This window comes from Gilvimarinus gilvus (assembly GCF_030518155.1).
Lineage (GTDB): Bacteria > Pseudomonadota > Gammaproteobacteria > Pseudomonadales > Cellvibrionaceae > Gilvimarinus > Gilvimarinus gilvus.
In genome coordinates, this window is record NZ_JAULRU010000731.1 from 22,129 (window position 1) to 37,403 (window position 15,275).

General features: G+C 52.3%; 20 protein-coding genes. 11 read left to right on the plus strand and 9 right to left on the minus strand.

What is annotated here, in order from left to right; genetic code table 11:
• Positions 1-19: 19 nt before the first annotated feature.
• The 3 genes from QWI17_RS18295 to QWI17_RS18305 are packed head-to-tail and all read right to left on the minus strand — an operon-like array spanning position 20 to position 1,773.
• A complete protein-coding gene (locus tag QWI17_RS18295; RefSeq protein ID WP_302723967.1) occupies positions 20-280 on the minus strand; it encodes a phosphopantetheine-binding protein in 261 nt (86 codons plus the stop codon).
• Positions 267-1,094, minus strand: coding sequence for a lysophospholipid acyltransferase family protein (locus QWI17_RS18300; RefSeq protein WP_302723968.1), 828 nt, complete (start codon positions 1,092-1,094; stop codon positions 267-269). Before QWI17_RS18300 ends, QWI17_RS18295 begins: the two co-directional genes overlap by 14 nt.
• Positions 1,042-1,773 (minus strand): beta-ketoacyl synthase chain length factor, encoded by a 732-nt coding sequence (locus QWI17_RS18305; RefSeq protein WP_302723969.1) that lies wholly within the window; start codon positions 1,771-1,773, stop codon positions 1,042-1,044. Before QWI17_RS18305 ends, QWI17_RS18300 begins: the two co-directional genes overlap by 53 nt.
• Positions 1,774-2,001: 228 nt before the next feature.
• Here QWI17_RS18305 and QWI17_RS18310 point away from each other — a divergent pair, with 228 nt between their 5' ends.
• From QWI17_RS18310 to QWI17_RS18330, 5 genes are all read left to right on the plus strand, one after another.
• Entirely contained in the window at positions 2,002-2,904 is a 903-nt protein-coding gene (locus tag QWI17_RS18310; protein WP_302723970.1) for an ABC transporter ATP-binding protein, read from the plus strand.
• Positions 2,901-4,070 carry an ABC transporter permease gene (locus QWI17_RS18315; RefSeq protein WP_302723971.1) on the plus strand — a complete coding sequence of 390 codons (1,170 nt, stop codon included), beginning with the start codon at positions 2,901-2,903 and terminating at the stop codon, positions 4,068-4,070. Before QWI17_RS18310 ends, QWI17_RS18315 begins: the two co-directional genes overlap by 4 nt.
• Positions 4,063-4,332 (plus strand): phosphopantetheine-binding protein, encoded by a 270-nt coding sequence (locus QWI17_RS18320; RefSeq protein WP_302723972.1) that lies wholly within the window; start codon positions 4,063-4,065, stop codon positions 4,330-4,332. Before QWI17_RS18315 ends, QWI17_RS18320 begins: the two co-directional genes overlap by 8 nt.
• Before the next feature lie 137 nt (positions 4,333-4,469).
• Complete coding sequence (locus tag QWI17_RS18325) at positions 4,470-5,501, plus strand: beta-ketoacyl synthase N-terminal-like domain-containing protein (RefSeq protein ID WP_302723973.1); 1,032 nt, start codon at positions 4,470-4,472, stop codon at positions 5,499-5,501.
• Entirely contained in the window at positions 5,501-6,358 is an 858-nt protein-coding gene (locus QWI17_RS18330; RefSeq protein ID WP_302723974.1) for a hypothetical protein, read from the plus strand. Before QWI17_RS18325 ends, QWI17_RS18330 begins: the two co-directional genes overlap by 1 nt.
• Here the strand turns inward: QWI17_RS18330 and QWI17_RS18335 are convergent.
• Positions 6,348-6,761 carry a GlcG/HbpS family heme-binding protein gene (locus QWI17_RS18335; protein ID WP_302723975.1) on the minus strand — a complete coding sequence of 138 codons (414 nt, stop codon included), beginning with the start codon at positions 6,759-6,761 and terminating at the stop codon, positions 6,348-6,350. The genes QWI17_RS18330 and QWI17_RS18335 overlap by 11 nt on opposite strands.
• A gap of 120 nt (positions 6,762-6,881) precedes the next feature.
• Here QWI17_RS18335 and QWI17_RS18340 point away from each other — a divergent pair, with 120 nt between their 5' ends.
• The 3 genes from QWI17_RS18340 to QWI17_RS18350 all read left to right on the plus strand — a co-directional run bounded on the left by QWI17_RS18340 (position 6,882) and on the right by QWI17_RS18350 (position 9,586).
• Positions 6,882-7,769, plus strand: coding sequence for a LysR family transcriptional regulator (locus QWI17_RS18340; RefSeq protein WP_302723976.1), 888 nt, complete (start codon positions 6,882-6,884; stop codon positions 7,767-7,769).
• Between the two features lie 78 nt (positions 7,770-7,847).
• Positions 7,848-8,822: a glutathione S-transferase family protein gene (locus QWI17_RS18345; protein WP_302723977.1), complete on the plus strand. Its 975-nt coding sequence runs from the start codon at positions 7,848-7,850 to the stop codon at positions 8,820-8,822.
• Positions 8,819-9,586, plus strand: coding sequence for a DODA-type extradiol aromatic ring-opening family dioxygenase (locus QWI17_RS18350; RefSeq protein WP_302723978.1), 768 nt, complete (start codon positions 8,819-8,821; stop codon positions 9,584-9,586). The genes QWI17_RS18345 and QWI17_RS18350 overlap by 4 nt, the downstream gene beginning before the upstream one ends.
• Before the next feature lie 83 nt (positions 9,587-9,669).
• Here QWI17_RS18350 and darH read toward each other — a convergent pair whose 3' ends face one another.
• From darH to QWI17_RS18370, 4 genes are read right to left on the minus strand one after another with little or no spacing between them, the layout of a single operon-like run.
• Positions 9,670-10,662 carry a BtrH-related acyltransferase DarH gene (darH, locus tag QWI17_RS18355; RefSeq protein ID WP_302723979.1) on the minus strand — a complete coding sequence of 331 codons (993 nt, stop codon included), beginning with the start codon at positions 10,660-10,662 and terminating at the stop codon, positions 9,670-9,672.
• Positions 10,659-11,066 (minus strand): DarG family dialkylresorcinol biosynthesis protein, encoded by a 408-nt coding sequence (locus QWI17_RS18360; RefSeq protein ID WP_302723980.1) that lies wholly within the window; start codon positions 11,064-11,066, stop codon positions 10,659-10,661. Before QWI17_RS18360 ends, darH begins: the two co-directional genes overlap by 4 nt.
• A gap of 13 nt (positions 11,067-11,079) precedes the next feature.
• On the minus strand, positions 11,080-12,231 hold the full coding sequence (locus tag QWI17_RS18365) for a beta-ketoacyl-ACP synthase III (RefSeq protein WP_302723981.1): 1,152 nt from the start codon (positions 12,229-12,231) through the stop codon (positions 11,080-11,082).
• A gap of 25 nt (positions 12,232-12,256) precedes the next feature.
• Entirely contained in the window at positions 12,257-13,198 is a 942-nt protein-coding gene (locus QWI17_RS18370; protein ID WP_302723982.1) for a dialkylrecorsinol condensing enzyme, read from the minus strand.
• A gap of 101 nt (positions 13,199-13,299) precedes the next feature.
• On the opposite strand from QWI17_RS18370, the gene QWI17_RS18375 reads away from it, so the two are divergent.
• Complete coding sequence (locus QWI17_RS18375; RefSeq protein ID WP_302723983.1) at positions 13,300-13,770, plus strand: DUF2141 domain-containing protein; 471 nt, start codon at positions 13,300-13,302, stop codon at positions 13,768-13,770.
• A gap of 20 nt (positions 13,771-13,790) precedes the next feature.
• Here QWI17_RS18375 and QWI17_RS18380 read toward each other — a convergent pair whose 3' ends face one another.
• The gene (locus QWI17_RS18380) at positions 13,791-14,087 is read right to left on the minus strand and encodes an ApeI family dehydratase (protein WP_302723984.1); all 297 of its coding nucleotides are present in this window, start codon (positions 14,085-14,087) and stop codon (positions 13,791-13,793) included.
• A gap of 40 nt (positions 14,088-14,127) precedes the next feature.
• Between QWI17_RS18380 and QWI17_RS18385 the strand changes: the two genes are divergently transcribed.
• Entirely contained in the window at positions 14,128-14,562 is a 435-nt protein-coding gene (locus tag QWI17_RS18385) for an ApeP family dehydratase (protein ID WP_302723985.1), read from the plus strand.
• Positions 14,563-14,570: 8 nt separating this feature from the next.
• The gene (locus QWI17_RS18390) at positions 14,571-15,269 is read left to right on the plus strand and encodes a 4'-phosphopantetheinyl transferase family protein (protein ID WP_302723986.1); all 699 of its coding nucleotides are present in this window, start codon (positions 14,571-14,573) and stop codon (positions 15,267-15,269) included.
• Positions 15,270-15,275 lie beyond the last annotated feature (6 nt).

The following is a 15,275-nucleotide window of genomic DNA, read 5'->3' on the forward strand; positions in this document are numbered from 1 at the left end:
CTGTCTATTGCCCGGTGCGTTACTGTGCCTGTTGTGCCAATACAAAATCTCGCAAACTGGCAACGCTGCGAAAGTGATCTTTATTTTGCTCGGAGTTCGCGTCAATTTTAACATTAAAGCGTTTTTGTAATGCCAGACCAATCTCCAGGGCATCGATAGAATCCAAGCCCAATCCGTCGCCAAACAACGGCGCTTCGGTTTCAATATCCTCGACACTCAGGTCTTCGAGCTCCAACTCCTCGATTATCATTGTTTTAATATCGTTATCAATATCGGTCATAGCGTTGTAAGCCTTCCTCAAAATACTGTTCCAGATAGCCGGTCAACAGCCGGGCCGCCCTGGGCTTATCATCAAAATCATCCACAATGTCACGTGGCTCTAGTACCTCGTGCAAATACACATCGATATAGGCTCTGCTGGGCGGAACCTGGTACCATTTTTCGCCTTTGACCAAAGTCAGCGGCTTGCAAGTAATAAACGCTGTCAGCAGTGGTGCCCCGGTGCGAACGGCAACGTTGGCAAACCCGCGCTTGAACGCCAATGACTGCCCCGCCGTGGTACGCGACCCCTCGGGAAAGATCAATACCGCCTGCCCGTCCGCCAGAGAGCTGCGACAACCTTGCAGCAATTTGTCCGCATTCTCATTGCTGATAAAACCCGCCGAACGCATCACCCCGCGGGTGAAACGACTGCGCCACAGTTCGCCTTTCACCACACAGTTTGCACCGGGCAGAGCGGCAAATAGAATTACCACATCGATCAGTGTTGGGTGATTGGCAATAACTATGCACCCAGGGGCTTTCTGTAAAAGGGCGCTATTATGCAACGTCACACGGATTAGTCCCAGCACTTCCATCATCTTGACGAAGCCTGCAAAGCTTTTTTGCTGCAGGCGGCGAATTTTACGGGTTTTTTCCGGCGAATTGGCGCAAAAAAGATGGTAAAGCGGAAACACAAACAAGGTTTGCGCGAGCGCCGCACCAGAAAAGCTAGCAAAACAAAAGCCGGTGGCGCAAATTCGCCAGGATCGATCCAGCCACTTAACCATGAGCGGCCACGCGCGCCCAACACCATTGATGACTAGCGCTGGCATGGGTAAATCGCGCCTTGTGGCCAAACCAGCCGGCGAGAAAGTTAATCATCATACTGTGGCGGGAGCGCGGCCCCTGTGCCTGTGCCATAGTCAGCTCTACCGCGTCGGCGCCCGCAGTTGGCGCCCGGTGCAGCAATATCCCAACCGCGGCGGGCATATCCAGTTCATCGCGATAAGGCTGGTAAAAATCGGCCAATGGCTCATCAGTATGCACCAGTAAAACCTGCTCGCGGCCTGTCGCCAGCCAGGAACAGGCCTCCTGCCAGGCAGCGGCCAAGGTATCCGAGCCCGCCGCCAAAGCCAGCGATGGCGTATGGATGTCTTTTAGAATGGTAAATAAACCCAGCGCTGAATTGTGTACCGACAAGCTAAACGCGTTGGGGCTTAAGGGCTCACCACTGGCAAGGTCCCGCAACAATTTAAATGTGCGTGCCGTATCGCCGTGGCGGGACGAAAAGATAACGGGCGTTTGCTCGGTCAGAGCGGGCGCCAGCGGCTCGGCGACTTCCATTGCTTGCCGGCCCCAACGCGTTAAGCGTCGACGCGTCATAGCCGGCACACCGCCTGCCGCCGGTTTGTCGTCACCCAGCGGTAGCTCATCTGCGCAAAAACCCTGCCAGTCAGCGCCGGTGCTCAGCCCTGGGGCCCAGGCGTGAAGTTGTGATACCCACACTTGCATAGAATCTTGTGCCCTTAAGTTGAATGCTTCACGCGCTCACAGCTGCAATACCAGCCAGTCCCGGCCGCTTTTTACAGCGAGGCAGGCATTTTACACCAGAGCGGTTGCCCCTCGCACCTTAATGGCGTATTTGCCACCCCGGCAAGCTCGTCGCGATTGCTGGTTAACAGGATCGCGCCAAAAAAGGTATAGTTGCGGCTTTCACGTGACACCCACTGAGGTCATCCATTGCTGAGCTTAGAGCGCGTTAGTTTTGCATATCGCAAACGGCAAGCCTGTATTGACGGGCTCTCACTGTCGCTGGGCGCGGGCCAAACCTTGGGCTTGCTCGGGCCCAATGGAGCGGGCAAAACCACGCTAGCGTCACTGGTTACAGGCCAACTTACCCCAACCTCGGGGCAAATTCTGTTTGCGGGGAAACCCGTCTGCTTGGGGCAGCAGGGTATTGCGCTGGTACCGCAAGAGTACGCGTTTTACGCGCGCCTCAGCGGCCGGGAAAACCTTATGTTTTTCGCCGGCTTATTGAATTTGCCCAAAAACGAGCAGCAACTGAGAGTCAATCGAGCACTGGCCAGCACCGAGTTGGCAGCCTATGCCGACCAAAAAGCGGGGACATTTTCGGGGGGATTGAAACGTCGGCTCAATTTTGCCATTGCCTTGCTGCAACAACCTCAGCTGATGATTCTCGATGAGCCCACAGCCAACGTCGACCCGCAATCACGAGCTTTTTTGTTAGGCACCATTGCCAAACTCAAGCAAGAGGGCGTGGCTATTATTTACACCTCACACTTGTTGTCGGAAGTAGAAGCTATCGCCGATAAGGTCGCGCTGCTGCATCGGGGCAAGATTTTACTGGCAGGCGAGCTCTCTGAGCTACTGGCCGAAGATCACCGCTACCTTTATATACAGCTCGCGCAAACAGCACCGGCCACTTGGCTGGACGCGTTAAGTATGCAGCGAGAGGCCGACAACTGGTATCGCTGCTCTATGCAAGAGCGCCGTCACAGTCCCGGTGAGATCATTAGCACTTTAGAACAAAAGGGCGCCGACATTCGGCAGATACGTCACGGTCAGCATCGCCTGGAAGAGGTGTACTTGCGCGCACTGGCCGATGCCGAGGCAAGCTTATGAATGCCTTGCTCGCAGCGCTAAAAAAAGAAACGTTGCTGTTTCTACGCGACTGGCACGCACTCGCGCTACTGTTCATTATGCCGATGGTTTTTATCGTCATTATGTCGCTGGCATTACAGGAGCGCTTTGGCGGTAGCGATGGCCTTCAACTTAATGGACAGCTACACGACCTGGCCCAGTCACCCAACAGCGTTCGGTTTACCCGCGAATTGGCATTGAGCTCGCACCTTAAACTTAACAGCGACCATGGCGAGCTAAACCAACAACGCGACTTGTTTGCATTGACACTTGAGCCAGGTTTCGAGGAGTCGTTAGCTGGCGAGAACCGTCAAGCGGGCGCCACCCTGGAGTTTGCCGCTGAGCTGGGCAAACGCGAGCGAACCTTGATTAGCGCGGCGGTACGTGAAGCTTTTGCAGTGTTAAACAGCACTCTATTGGCTGAAGAGATGGGCTATGACCGGCAATACGCTGAGCAAGAATTTCTGCGACGAGGATTTGTTGCCACACGCGAACACTCAGCGTTGGCAAACATAGACCCTACGCCTAACGCCGTGCAGCAAAGTGTACCTGCCTGGCTTATTTTCGCGATGTTTTTTGTCGCTGTACCGCTATCCACCGCGGTGATTAGTGAGCGCCATAACAGAACACTGACACGGGTAAAAACCTTTGGCGCCACCACCACGTTAATCTATGCGGCCAAATTGACGCCCTACTTCGTCATCAACATGCTGCAGTTGGCCTTAATGCTATTACTTGGCAACCAGCTTTTACCCGCGCTTGGTGCCGAAGGGCTGGCATTGAACGTAGCTCTTACTCCCCTGTTTATAATGGGTATATGTACCAGCTTTACCGCGTTAGCGCTCGCCAGTTTGATCGCGGCTCTGGCTTCAAGTACCGAGCAAGCAACGGTCACCAGCGCTACAGTCAATATACTATTGGCCGCGATTGGCGGCGTTATGATTCCGGTTTTTGTGATGCCACCGGTTATGCAGGCGGTGGCCGTCTGGTCACCCATGGCCTGGGCCCTTGAGGGGTTTCTCGCGGTATTGGTGCGCGGTGGCAGCTGGACTGCAATCGCACTGCCTGCAACAAAACTTTTACTGTTCGCCAGTACCTTGATGCTGCTGGCCATCGCACTATTAAAGAGAGGAACACAGGATGGTTGATAGCGTCACTGACGAGCTAAAACTGCGCCTTAAACAAATTATTATCGAGGAGTGTGACAAAGACGAATTAACCCCCGCAGATATTGCCGATGACGCTCCACTGCTCGGAGAGGAACTTGACCTTGATTCTCTTGATGTACTGCAAATATGTATGGCGGTAAAAAAAGAGTATGGCGTGCGTATTGAAGGCAACACCGCAGCGAGGCGGGCCTTAAAAAGTATAAACACTCTGGCTCAAACCATTGCGGATGACGCCCGCTAATGACTGTCTACCTACGTCACTTTGCAGCAAGCTGCAGTTTGGGCGCAAAACTATCGTCATGTATCGACAATTTAGAAAGTTGCCGACAACCTAATCCCGTGCCGCGAATATTTCACTGCGATGAGGAACAGGTTGTCATGCCTTACTTTCGCACGGCCCAAAGAACACCCACCAACTTTTATCAATGGCTAATCGAAGAACTTGATCAGCTACTTAGGGACGCCAAACTGGATGCCGATGCACGCCGCCAAACCGCACTGTTAATTGGCTCATCGTCGTTTGATGTGCACGTTTCAGAGCAACAGTACCGAACGGAAATCGCGAACCTTGGTAGTGAGCAAGCCGTGGCCATGCCTATAGTGGGTTATGGCAAATTGGCCGAGCGCTGTGGCGACGAACTTGGACTTTCACCACACCGCCACACCTACTCCACCGCTTGCACCTCAAGCGCCAACGCGATGATTTATGGCAAGCAGCTGATCGAACAAAGTCTGGTTAAACATGTATTGGTACTCGGTCTCGAACCTGAAAACAACACAAGCGCTTTGGGATTTTACGGGCTGGGGCTGATCTCTCCCAGTGAACAAATGCACCCGTTCGACAATGATCGCGATGGTTTAGTATTAGGTGAAGGGTTGGGGGCGGTGCTTTTAAGTGATAAAAGCCAAACACCTGAGCACGAGCAACGTTTTCGCCTTATGGGGGGGGCAATCGGCACAGACAACCACAGCCTTACCGCCGCACATGTGGACGGCGCCGAAATAGCGCGTGTTATTGAGCAAGCTTTAGCACAAGCCAATATTAAGGCACAAGATATTGCCGCCATTAAAGTTCATGGTACGGCGTCATTGAAAAATGACGAAGCCGAAGCCGCGGCTTTACACCGCGTTTTCGGCCCGGCCTTGCCCACCGCCTTTGCCTTCAAACCCTATATTGGCCACACTCTGGGCGCCTGTGGTGCATTGGAAGTGGCACTGACATTGGGCTGCCTGCAGGTAGGAAAACTTCCCTGCACCCCCAACGCCAAGGGTGACGGTGATCTGGGCATCACCATAACCAACAAGCCATTGCCAAGCCCAACCGGCTATTACTTGTTTAACTGCTTTGCCTTTGGTGGCAATAACAATGCGTTACTTGTGCACGATCAGGGGGCTGAGGCTAGACACTGATGTACATTGAAAATAGCTACTCACTACTTCACAAGGTGGATGCCAAAGCACCAGAGCTTGCCGATGCGCAAAGTGTTATTCAACACTGGCATGGCAAACGTATACGCCGTATTGATCGCTATATTCAACTGTGTGTGGCCGGCGGCCTGGCCTGCACAGAGAAGCGCGAACTGCCCGGCAATACCGGGGTTTATCTCGCCACACGGTGCGGCGCCGTATCCACCTCAGCGCTGGTGATGAAAACCATTGAGGCCGAAAACGAACTGCCCAAACCGCTGCATTTTATTAACACTCTGGGCAACTCGGCGGGTTTTTATTTAACCCAACTGCTGCAAGTAACCGGTACCGCTCTGGTACTGTCGAAAGAAGCCCATTCTTTCGAGGCGGCTTTGCTCCACGCACTCATGGATCTGTCTTTAGGCAAATCAGAGTACGCCTTAGTGGGTGCTTTTGATGAGGTAGCGCTGCCCGTAGAGCACCAACTAAAACGATTGAACTTCGCACCCGATGCGCCGGCACTTTTTGAAGGTAGCCATTGGTTGTTGCTAAGCAATCAACACAAGGCCCTCAATGTTTCTCTGCCCATTTTTGCCAACTCTCTGGTAGAAATTGTGAGCGTAACCCAACCTGCGGCAACCAATGTGCAATTGAGCTTCGCACCAACCGATGCCGAGCGAGAGCAGCTCAGCGAATATCAGGTCAATGTATTTTGCCAGCGCGAGCTCGATCAGGGGGTAGCGCCCCATGGCGCATTCAGTGCGGCATCACTGATCGACGCAGTATCCAAAACCGTTCCCATGTTACATATTAGTCGCAGCGACAACGGTTATTACTGCGCCGTGGCCCTTAATGACTAAGCAGTGCACGCAGCAGGGCCTCGTCGTCAGCAGCGGCAGCGCCCGAGGCTCCCACCGCACCAATGACGCCACCTTCATTTTGCAAAAGTACTCCGCCGGGATTAGGGTTAAATTGCCCGTAACTGGCACAGCTCAAAGCGCTACTAAAAGCATCTGAGAGCACACCGGCTTGGCGCAACCTTTCGAATTCCCGGGTATCGAACCCCATCCCCAAGGCTGCGTTCGCCTTGCCTTGAGCAATGGCCGGGCGCAAAGTGCCCACCCCATCCTCACTAAACGCAGCTTTGATAACCCCTCTGGCATCCAGAATGACCAGCGCCATTGGCGGCAATTGTCGTTGACGCGCAAGCGCAATGCCCTCGCTTAGCAGCTGCCATGTGTATTCCTGAGTGAGTGATCTCATCAACTTTTTCTCCTACGTGATCGGTAGGTGAAGATTATTGGCTAACAGAGGTGTAATAAACCCAAAATTGGTACATTCACTGTATACTTAATATATACAATAAGCCGTCATGGGGGGCACATGGATAAGTTGGCGTGTATGCGGGCATTTTGCGCCGTGGTTCAGCAGGGAAATTTCACCAAAGCCGCTGCACGGCTCAACACTTCCAAGGTATTGGTCAGTCGCAATGTCTCCCAGCTTGAAAGCCACCTCGGTGTTCGCCTGCTACAGCGCACCACTCGCCAGGTCACACTGACCAATGACGGCAGAGCTTATTACGAGCGCTGTCTGCCGCTACTGGAAGAACTTGATGATTTAAATCTATCGGTCAGCGAGCACAACGGCACTATTTCTGGGCGGCTGCGATTGTCCCTGCCCAGCGCGGATTTCAGTGAGTCCTATGTGCTACCGGCGCTGGTAGAATTAGCTAAGCGCTACCCTAATATATCGCTGGATATGGAGATGAGTGACCGGCAAGTCGATTTGGTGGCGGAAGGCTTTGATGCGGCCGTGCGTATTGGCCAACTGGAAGACAGCTCACTGGTAGCGCGCAAACTCTCCAGTATGAACATTATTGTTTGCGCCACCCCAAAGTCACTTAGCCAATGGCCACCTATAACCACCCCTCAAGACTTGGCCAACCTCCCCTGGGTTATCGACGCCAACTACCGGCGAGGCAGAAACGTAGAGTTTCAACGCGCCGAACAAAAAGTGCAAATTTCCGCCGAAGGTCAATTTCGTATTAACAGCGCCCGTGCGGTTAAAACAATGCTGTTACAAACGCCCGGTATTGGCTTGATGCCAGACTTTGTCGCGCGCGACTCACTTGCCAGCGGTGAACTGGTGCAAGTACTCAGCGACTGGCAACTTGGCAGCGCGGGCATTTATTTGGTTTACAGCCACCGTCGCCATCTAAGCCCCAAGTTACAGAAGTTGTACGATGCACTTTATGAGCATCTAAACGCTTAGCTCAAACTGTTTACTTATTGTTAACAGTTTATAACATTCATACCAGATTGTTATATTTTCTGCTCGGTGAGATAGTCAGTGCCACAGCAATTTGTGGAGGACTACACCATGCTTTATCAAGGAAAATGGCAACAAAACTGGAACCCCTATCAAAAAACCGGCGACAACGGCGATTTTGTACGTCAGACCTCGCAGTTTCGCTCGCAGGTCACACACGATGGCCGCGACTACGGTTTTAAGGCTGAGCCTGGGCGCTACCATTTGTATCTGGCCAAGATATGCCCCTGGGCCAGTCGCACTTTGATGGCTCGCGCGCTGCTGGGGCTAGAAGATGTTATTAGCGTATCGTTTGTCGAGCCTTTTCTGACCGACAAGGGCTGGCGCTTTGGCAATTACCCCGGTGCCGGGCCAGACCCACTGCATAACTTTCAACACGTCCATGAACTTTACACCCATGCCGATGCTCAGGTTACCGGCCGTGCCACGGTACCCATATTATGGGACAAACAGCGCGACACTCTGGTGAACAATGAGTCGGCAGACATTCTAAAAATGCTTAACAGTGTTTTTGCGCCTCTCGGCACTCGCCCCATTAACTTGCGTCCCGAGCCGCAATTGAACGAGCTAGACGCGCTCAATGACGACCTCTACCACCGTCTCAATAATGGTGTATACCGAGCAGGCTTTGCTAAATCACAAACCGCTTATGACGCTGCGGTAGACGATGTATTTAGTGCGTTGGATGATATGGAAGTAAGACTGAATCAGCGCCGTTTTCTGCTCGGCGAAAACCTGACCGAAGCGGATATTCGCCTATTTGTCACCTTGGTAAGATTCGATGCTGCCTACCACGGTCTATTTAAATGCAACCGCCGCACGTTGGCCAGTTACGCAAATTTGTCCCACTACCTGGAACGGATATACCAACTGCCCGGCATTGCCGAAACAGTCGATTTAGACCATATAAAAGCAGGGTATTACTCGGTGAAAGCGCTCAACCCTACCGGAATCATTCCAACCGGACCGGAACTGAACTGGAGGGCGGCGTCATGATGCCCAGTTTATTTTTATCACACGGTGCGCCGGACAGAATCTTGTCCAATCACCCCGCGCGGCAGTTTCTAAAACAACTGCCCGCCTACCTACCGCAAGCGCCAAAGGCGGTAGTGGTGGTGTCTGCGCACTGGCAAAGCCCGCGCCTTGCCATGACAGAAACCGGTACACACAACATCCAATATGATTTTGGTGGTTTTACCGAGGCGATGTACCAATTGCAGTATCCTGCGGTACAACCTGCATGGCTTACAGATCAGTTAGAGCAATTGCTAAACGCGGCCGGGCAAGAGGTACAAAAGAGCGACCGGCCTCTGGATCACGGTGCCTGGACCGTACTAAAAAACAGTTTTGCCAACGCCGATATTCCAGTGGCGGCTGTCAGTTTGACACTATGGCGTGACATGGACGCCTTTATCAACCTCGGCAAAACTTTGGCACCACTGGGGGAAGATAATATTTTGCTGATTGGCTCTGGCAGCGCAAGCCATAATTTGAGTCAACTCAACCGGTTCAATGAACAACCGCCATGGGTGCGTGAGTTTATAAGTTGGCTTCAGGAAAAGGTTGAGCAGCGGGATATTGGTTCGCTTACCCAAATGTATCAACGTGCTCCGCACGGGCCCATGGCACACCCAACGGCCGAGCATTATTTGCCCTTGTTGGTCGCTCTAGGTGCAGCAAGTGGCGACCGGGTCCAACGGCTACACGACAGCTATGAACTGGGCACGCTCAATAATTCAAGCTGGGCGTTTGGTGGTTAAGATTTTTCTACTTGAGAACGGCTAGCACCGCTAGCCATACCATGTTAGCAAACGGTACCGAGTAGATATAATATACTCGAAACTTAAGTCGACTGTTTACACCAGCTCTTCAACTGCAGCCAAACCTGTTTCTCTTGTTCTGCGCACGCGCGCAATTTATCAGAGATCCTCTTAAGGTTTATAGGCTCTTTTGATTTACATTCTTTCACCACAATAAGTGCGAACTCTCGCCAGGTATCGCCCACGTTGGTCATCGCTTTGGATGCGTCCGTCAGGGATTCGTCTCCGAGTAGCTTGGCCGATTCCTGCAAAAACGAGGCATAAACAAAACGAAAACCTGCACCACCGGTGCCGATCTCTTCTTGCATACGCACAATATGGCCGAGATACAGTCGCTTATCTTTTTCGCTACCGTTGAGTTTGTCGATTTTTTTAGCCAGGTAATGAATCCCGCGAATGCCAATAACAGGTAAAGGAGCACCTGTCATCACCTTAACGTTCTTGGCAATGGCTGCGCTGATCACTTTGGGGTAATCAATCCTCTCCGGTACGGAATCAATGGTATACATTAACCCCTTCGGCGCCAGTGGACCGCGCACAAACCGCGCCTTATTCAAATCTCGCGGCGCTATTTCCATCGGTTCTTCAAACACCGGATCACTGATTTGATAAACCGTTTCGCGCTTGCCGTAAACCAGAAGGTTATGTGCATTAAAATGAAAGCGCATTTCTTCGGGAAAATACGGCAAGTAATACACCGAAGTTTGCAGCCCCACCAAAACGTTTTTTTCGACCAGGTCGTCCAATGCGTTGGCCGCCGTCATGGGGTCTTTAAACTTGTGAAACTTCACCTCGACCCCCAAGCGCTTACACAAGCCCTTAATGATGGCACGGGGTGGTAGGCGATAGGCGATCAACGGCTGTCCACCCAGCTTTACAATCGGGATGTAAGCAAATGCCAATGCGTTCGCCAAACCAAATGCCATAGGCTCGCTAATGGGCAGGCCGTGATGGGTTAACAACGACGAGATAACACCGCTTTCGCAGTGTGCCGATTGGCTGTGGCTAAAAGTCATTCAGGTTTTTCCGGCAGAGATTGTATATAGGTGACGGGTCGATCCATGGCCTCGGCGTAGCGCTGCAAAACAGATTCATTTAAACGTACGAAGTGGCGGGGGTTAAAATGGCGCTTGACGCGCCAGCGCCATATACCCGTTAGCTGGCACAATAAAGGCAGGTCCATGCGACAGTCATACATATGAAAATACAGCGGTGATTTCGCGCCGGCAATGACCTCACTCCGGGCCTGCTCGGCCCACAGCTCAAACTGCGCCACCGCATCAAGAGTGGCGGTGGCTTCCACGTCCCAGCCGGTACTTTGCACCCCCTGATACTGACCGTCCTGACCCTGGGCGTAGAGTAGCTTCTTATGCCCGGCGTAGGTACTGCTTTTGTCCTGAGGAACGTCATCGGCGCGCACAAGGGCCTCCTTGTTAAACCACTTCTAATAGCATATAAGAAACAGAAAAACGCCCACTCTCCGGTATATAGCACAAGAGCTTTTCACCGCGTTTTAGTTGCCCACTTTTAAACAAGTCATCAATCATTATATAAATGGATGCCGCCCCGGTATTGCCCTTTTCTGGCAAGTTAGTGAACCAGCGCGACTGATCAATAGCAAAATCGGCGTTTTGCATACACTGATCCAAACGCTCACGAAAATAATGTGAAGAGTAATGCGGCAAGAAGTAGTCGACCTGCTCGGGTGTCATACCGTATTTGTCACGCAGCTTTGGCAAAGTTTTTTCCGCCGTATAGGGCATAATGTGTTCATTGAGCTGTTTAACATCTTGCTTAACCGACATAAAACTATCGGCGGCCGCCTCAGTGCGTTCCACCGCCTGCCAGCCGGTTAGCTCGCCGCTGTGTTCCTTGCGTGCTCCTGCGTACATACAGGCGGTCATTTCATTCGCGTACGACAGCACATCAATCCACTCAATTTTTAGCGCCAGCTGGTCCGCAGGCTTTTCGCGTTGAAGCACCATTGCACCGGCGCCATCGGACAACATCCAGCGCAAAAAGTCTTTTTCAAAGGCAATTTCCGGATTGGCTTCCAACTCAGCAATACGTTGCTCTAACTCGGGCGAGAAGTTGTCCGCTTTCATGGTATAGGATGCAGCCTCTGATGCCGCCGCCACCGCCGAACAATGAACACCGGCGGCAACGCTTAAGTAAGCGTATTTGAGGGCAGTCATGCCACTGACGCACACACCTGAGGTGGTCGCTACTTCACAGGGAGGATTACCTAGCTCGCCATGCACCATAGCAGCATGCCCAGGCATCAACTGATCGGCAATACTGGTGGCCGCGGCCAAACAGGTTATCGCCCCTAAGGGCACCTCATCACCCAGCGCTTGCTTAACCGCTTCGGCGCATAGCTGTGCATTGGTGTAATTGTGTTTGCCCGTCACAGGATCAATAGCGTAGTAACGGGTTTTGATCTGATTGCTACGCAAAATAATTTTGCGCGAACGCGAGGCACGGGCGCCCACTTGCCCCAACAAGGCTTCCATATCGTCATTCGCGACAGGCTCGTTGGGCAAAAAACTACCAGTATGTGTAATGTAAACCGAATTTTCAGACATCTTGCGTATATATTTCCAAAACTATCTAATCTTCGCCTGAAGGCCAGGCATAATATTGTTTCTGCTGGGCTATGCGTTGTTTCATTAACGGCCCGAACACGAACTTAAGCAAGGCTGTAATCGGCACAACTGTCAGCAGCATTAACACCAAAAAAGCGATATAAAATGCGGCTAAGAGTCGACGCGGTGTTGATGTAGGATCACCGCAGGCCAGAAACAACTTACCCCACAAATAAAAACTGCGAGTAACAAGTTTTTCGCTGGCAATCAGTTTGTCATTTACCTTAACTGCACCCAGCCCATTGAGTACCGTCTCGTCCAGATCCTGATTTTGCTCAAGGCGTTGCAACAGCGCCGTCCCGAATCTGGGCGCCTCTTTTATGTCTTTCTCGCTAACGCCTGCCGGCGGCACCAGACCAAACCAGTGCGGGCCTTTGCGGCCTGTTAGCACCCACAGTGGAGTTGCGAAAAAGCTAGCAACCGAACCTGCCGCATCGACCAATACAACATTACCCACCAGCTTTGCGTTTAAGCGCTGCAGATGTTGCTTTACTTTTTCCTGCGCTTGCAGCCACATATTGCGACAGGCTATGACGGTAACAACGGGTGTATTAGCCATTAACTTGCTCGCCAATTCACTTTGCAAAAACGACGATACCGGAATTGACGGAGCTAAATACCATACCTGATAGGCCAGGACTACGAGGTCGTACTCTTGGGCTAAGTGTGCAGTGCCTAAATTCAGCGCACAGGGAACCTGGTGAGCCGACTCTGGAAACGCGTTGATAAAGCGCAGCATCGGCCAGGGAAACGGGTAGTCCTGCTCAGGCCGTATATTGAGAAAATCAACATCCACGGTCGTGGCCTCAACCAAGGGTTCCACAACCGCTTGTGCGACACGATCTAATTGGCCGGTTTGCGAGTAGTGAACCACCAAAACACGCTTGTTTGCTTTTCGTTGGGTCAAACCGCTGCCTCCACTTCGATGGTCAGTTATCCAATCTCATTATCAAAGGGATCAGGCCCTGCTAAACTGCCCGCCAGTTTACCATATCTGAGGCAAGGTTAATGGCCAGATTCCGCCATCTGATGGCGCTCTTTATAACTTACCTCCCCTGCAGCGTCGGGGCACAAGACTATGCCCTTACCGTGACTGAAAACGCACTGCCAGAGAAAAACCTCTACATTGCGTTTTACCCAGAGTCAGCGGGGGGGTGGGAGGCCGAGCCGAGCCTAGAACTGAAGTTTGAACTGCCGCCCGAATCAAAAATCACCTTTCCCTTCAGCATTGCGAGCGGACGCTACGCCGTGCGCGCCTTTGTTGATTTGGATGCCAACGGAATCCTAAATACTCAAGCGTCAGGCCGCCCCCTTGAGCCGTTTGCCATCGGGATTGGCAATGACCGCAGGCGCCCATCGCCAAGTTTTCGCAAAAGCTTGAGGGAAATATCCAACCATCACCCCACAGTAGAACTCGAGCTGCGATACCCCAAGGGCTGGCAGGAAGTAAAGAGAGACTCTGCCGCCCCGCCAAACTAGCTCACCGGGCCCAAAAGCAACTAAGCGTTGGGCTGCGCAGTGAAGCTCGCGGTTAAGCGGCATTCACCGGCCACAAGCAACTGCACCTTGCCTTTGGGCCAGCGCGACTCATCCCACACAATGCGCACCTCATCGCCTGGCAACACGGCGCCCTGAAATTTTACCTTACCAAATTGAGTTAAAACGGACTCAGGGAAGCGCTCGATGAAGGTCTTGTGGATCATTCCTAATAAGTAGGCCCCCGGGGCAATAGGAGCTCCCGGGAAGTGCCCTTGCACACAGGGAGATTGGGACGTTACGGTAAACACTTCTGACATGGTTTATCATACCCGGTAACAAATCTATAAATGAGTAACCATGGAATATACCACCCGTATCGAACAGTTGCTGCCGCACGCGCCACCCATGGTGCTGATCGATTCTATCATTGAGCACAGCGATGCACATATTGTGTGCCAGACAAATTCACACCTCGACGGCGACAACCCCCTGCGTAGCGACGGTGTAATGTCGGTATTTGTGGGCATTGAGTACGCCGCTCAAGCCATGGCCATACACACGCGGCTGTGCTCACAGGGCGCGAGCCCTAACACCCCGCGCAAAGGGGTTATCGCCGTTGCCTCAAAGCTGACGGCGCACACCCAACAACTTGATGATTTCCCGCAGCCCCTACAAGTTCGCACCGACATTATCGCTCAAACAGCCGACAGCTCGCTGTGCAGCTTTGCGATCAGCGCCGGCGCGCAGACTGTGCTCGAAGGCCAACTAACCGCCCTTGTAATGGATGACTGAAGCAACAGATGGCAAATACCCACCTACATGTTGTGAATTTAAACGCCTCCTGGCTGTGCGAAAACGCTGAGGAAAGGGCCCGTCATTGGCTAACCCATGAAGAATGGCAGCGCCTGCAAGCGCTGCAAAACGTTAAAGTGCGTCAACAACGAATGCGCCAAAAGGTGGTCTTTTACGAACTGCTTAATTTTTACTTGCAGCTACAGGGTCAGCGGCCAGAAATCTCTATCGGAAAATCCGGCAAACCCTTTTTGCCACACCAAACAAACCAACACTTTAACCTCAGTCACAGTGGTGACTGGCTGGCCATAATATTGTCACAGGCGGGTCCGGTCGGCATTGATATTGAGTCTCCTCGAAAGTCGCGAGACCTAATGGCAATCGCCCGCCACTATTTTCACCCCCGCGAGATTGAACATATGGCTACTTTAAATGGTGCCGAACAACACAAAGAGTTTTATCGCCTGTGGACATTGAAGGAGGCCTTCTTCAAAGCCCGTGGTACTGGTATTTCCGAAGGGCTAGCAAAAATTGACTTTACCGTTAGCAGTGCCCCCGAATCGGACCAGAACTGGCCAGTTACGGCTTGGCAATACCAACACCAACAGCTTGTTACCACACCACAGCCTGTTTACCTGTCATACGTTCTACCCAACACAGACGCACTGCCCGGGCTGAGAAGAGACTTCCCCCTTAACCTGAGCTAAACTTAT

What these genes read in the sequence shown, in the direction of transcription:
- QWI17_RS18375 (WP_302723983.1), top strand. Translation starts at nt 13,300, where the DNA reads ATGGCCAGATTCCGCCATCTGATGGCGCTCTTTATAACTTACCTCCCC.
- QWI17_RS18380 (WP_302723984.1), bottom strand. Translation starts at nt 14,087, where the DNA reads ATGTCAGAAGTGTTTACCGTAACGTCCCAATCTCCCTGTGTGCAAGGG.
- QWI17_RS18295 (WP_302723967.1), bottom strand. Translation starts at nt 280, where the DNA reads ATGACCGATATTGATAACGATATTAAAACAATGATAATCGAGGAGTTG.
- QWI17_RS18325 (WP_302723973.1), top strand. Translation starts at nt 4,470, where the DNA reads ATGCCTTACTTTCGCACGGCCCAAAGAACACCCACCAACTTTTATCAA.
- QWI17_RS18365 (WP_302723981.1), bottom strand. Translation starts at nt 12,231, where the DNA reads ATGTCTGAAAATTCGGTTTACATTACACATACTGGTAGTTTTTTGCCC.
- QWI17_RS18390 (WP_302723986.1), top strand. Translation starts at nt 14,571, where the DNA reads ATGGCAAATACCCACCTACATGTTGTGAATTTAAACGCCTCCTGGCTG.
- QWI17_RS18305 (WP_302723969.1), bottom strand. Translation starts at nt 1,773, where the DNA reads ATGCAAGTGTGGGTATCACAACTTCACGCCTGGGCCCCAGGGCTGAGC.
- QWI17_RS18300 (WP_302723968.1), bottom strand. Translation starts at nt 1,094, where the DNA reads ATGCCAGCGCTAGTCATCAATGGTGTTGGGCGCGCGTGGCCGCTCATG.
- QWI17_RS18315 (WP_302723971.1), top strand. Translation starts at nt 2,901, where the DNA reads ATGAATGCCTTGCTCGCAGCGCTAAAAAAAGAAACGTTGCTGTTTCTA.
- QWI17_RS18340 (WP_302723976.1), top strand. Translation starts at nt 6,882, where the DNA reads ATGGATAAGTTGGCGTGTATGCGGGCATTTTGCGCCGTGGTTCAGCAG.
- QWI17_RS18335 (WP_302723975.1), bottom strand. Translation starts at nt 6,761, where the DNA reads ATGAGATCACTCACTCAGGAATACACATGGCAGCTGCTAAGCGAGGGC.
- darH (WP_302723979.1), bottom strand. Translation starts at nt 10,662, where the DNA reads ATGACTTTTAGCCACAGCCAATCGGCACACTGCGAAAGCGGTGTTATC.
- QWI17_RS18385 (WP_302723985.1), top strand. Translation starts at nt 14,128, where the DNA reads ATGGAATATACCACCCGTATCGAACAGTTGCTGCCGCACGCGCCACCC.
- QWI17_RS18330 (WP_302723974.1), top strand. Translation starts at nt 5,501, where the DNA reads ATGTACATTGAAAATAGCTACTCACTACTTCACAAGGTGGATGCCAAA.
- QWI17_RS18320 (WP_302723972.1), top strand. Translation starts at nt 4,063, where the DNA reads ATGGTTGATAGCGTCACTGACGAGCTAAAACTGCGCCTTAAACAAATT.
- QWI17_RS18350 (WP_302723978.1), top strand. Translation starts at nt 8,819, where the DNA reads ATGATGCCCAGTTTATTTTTATCACACGGTGCGCCGGACAGAATCTTG.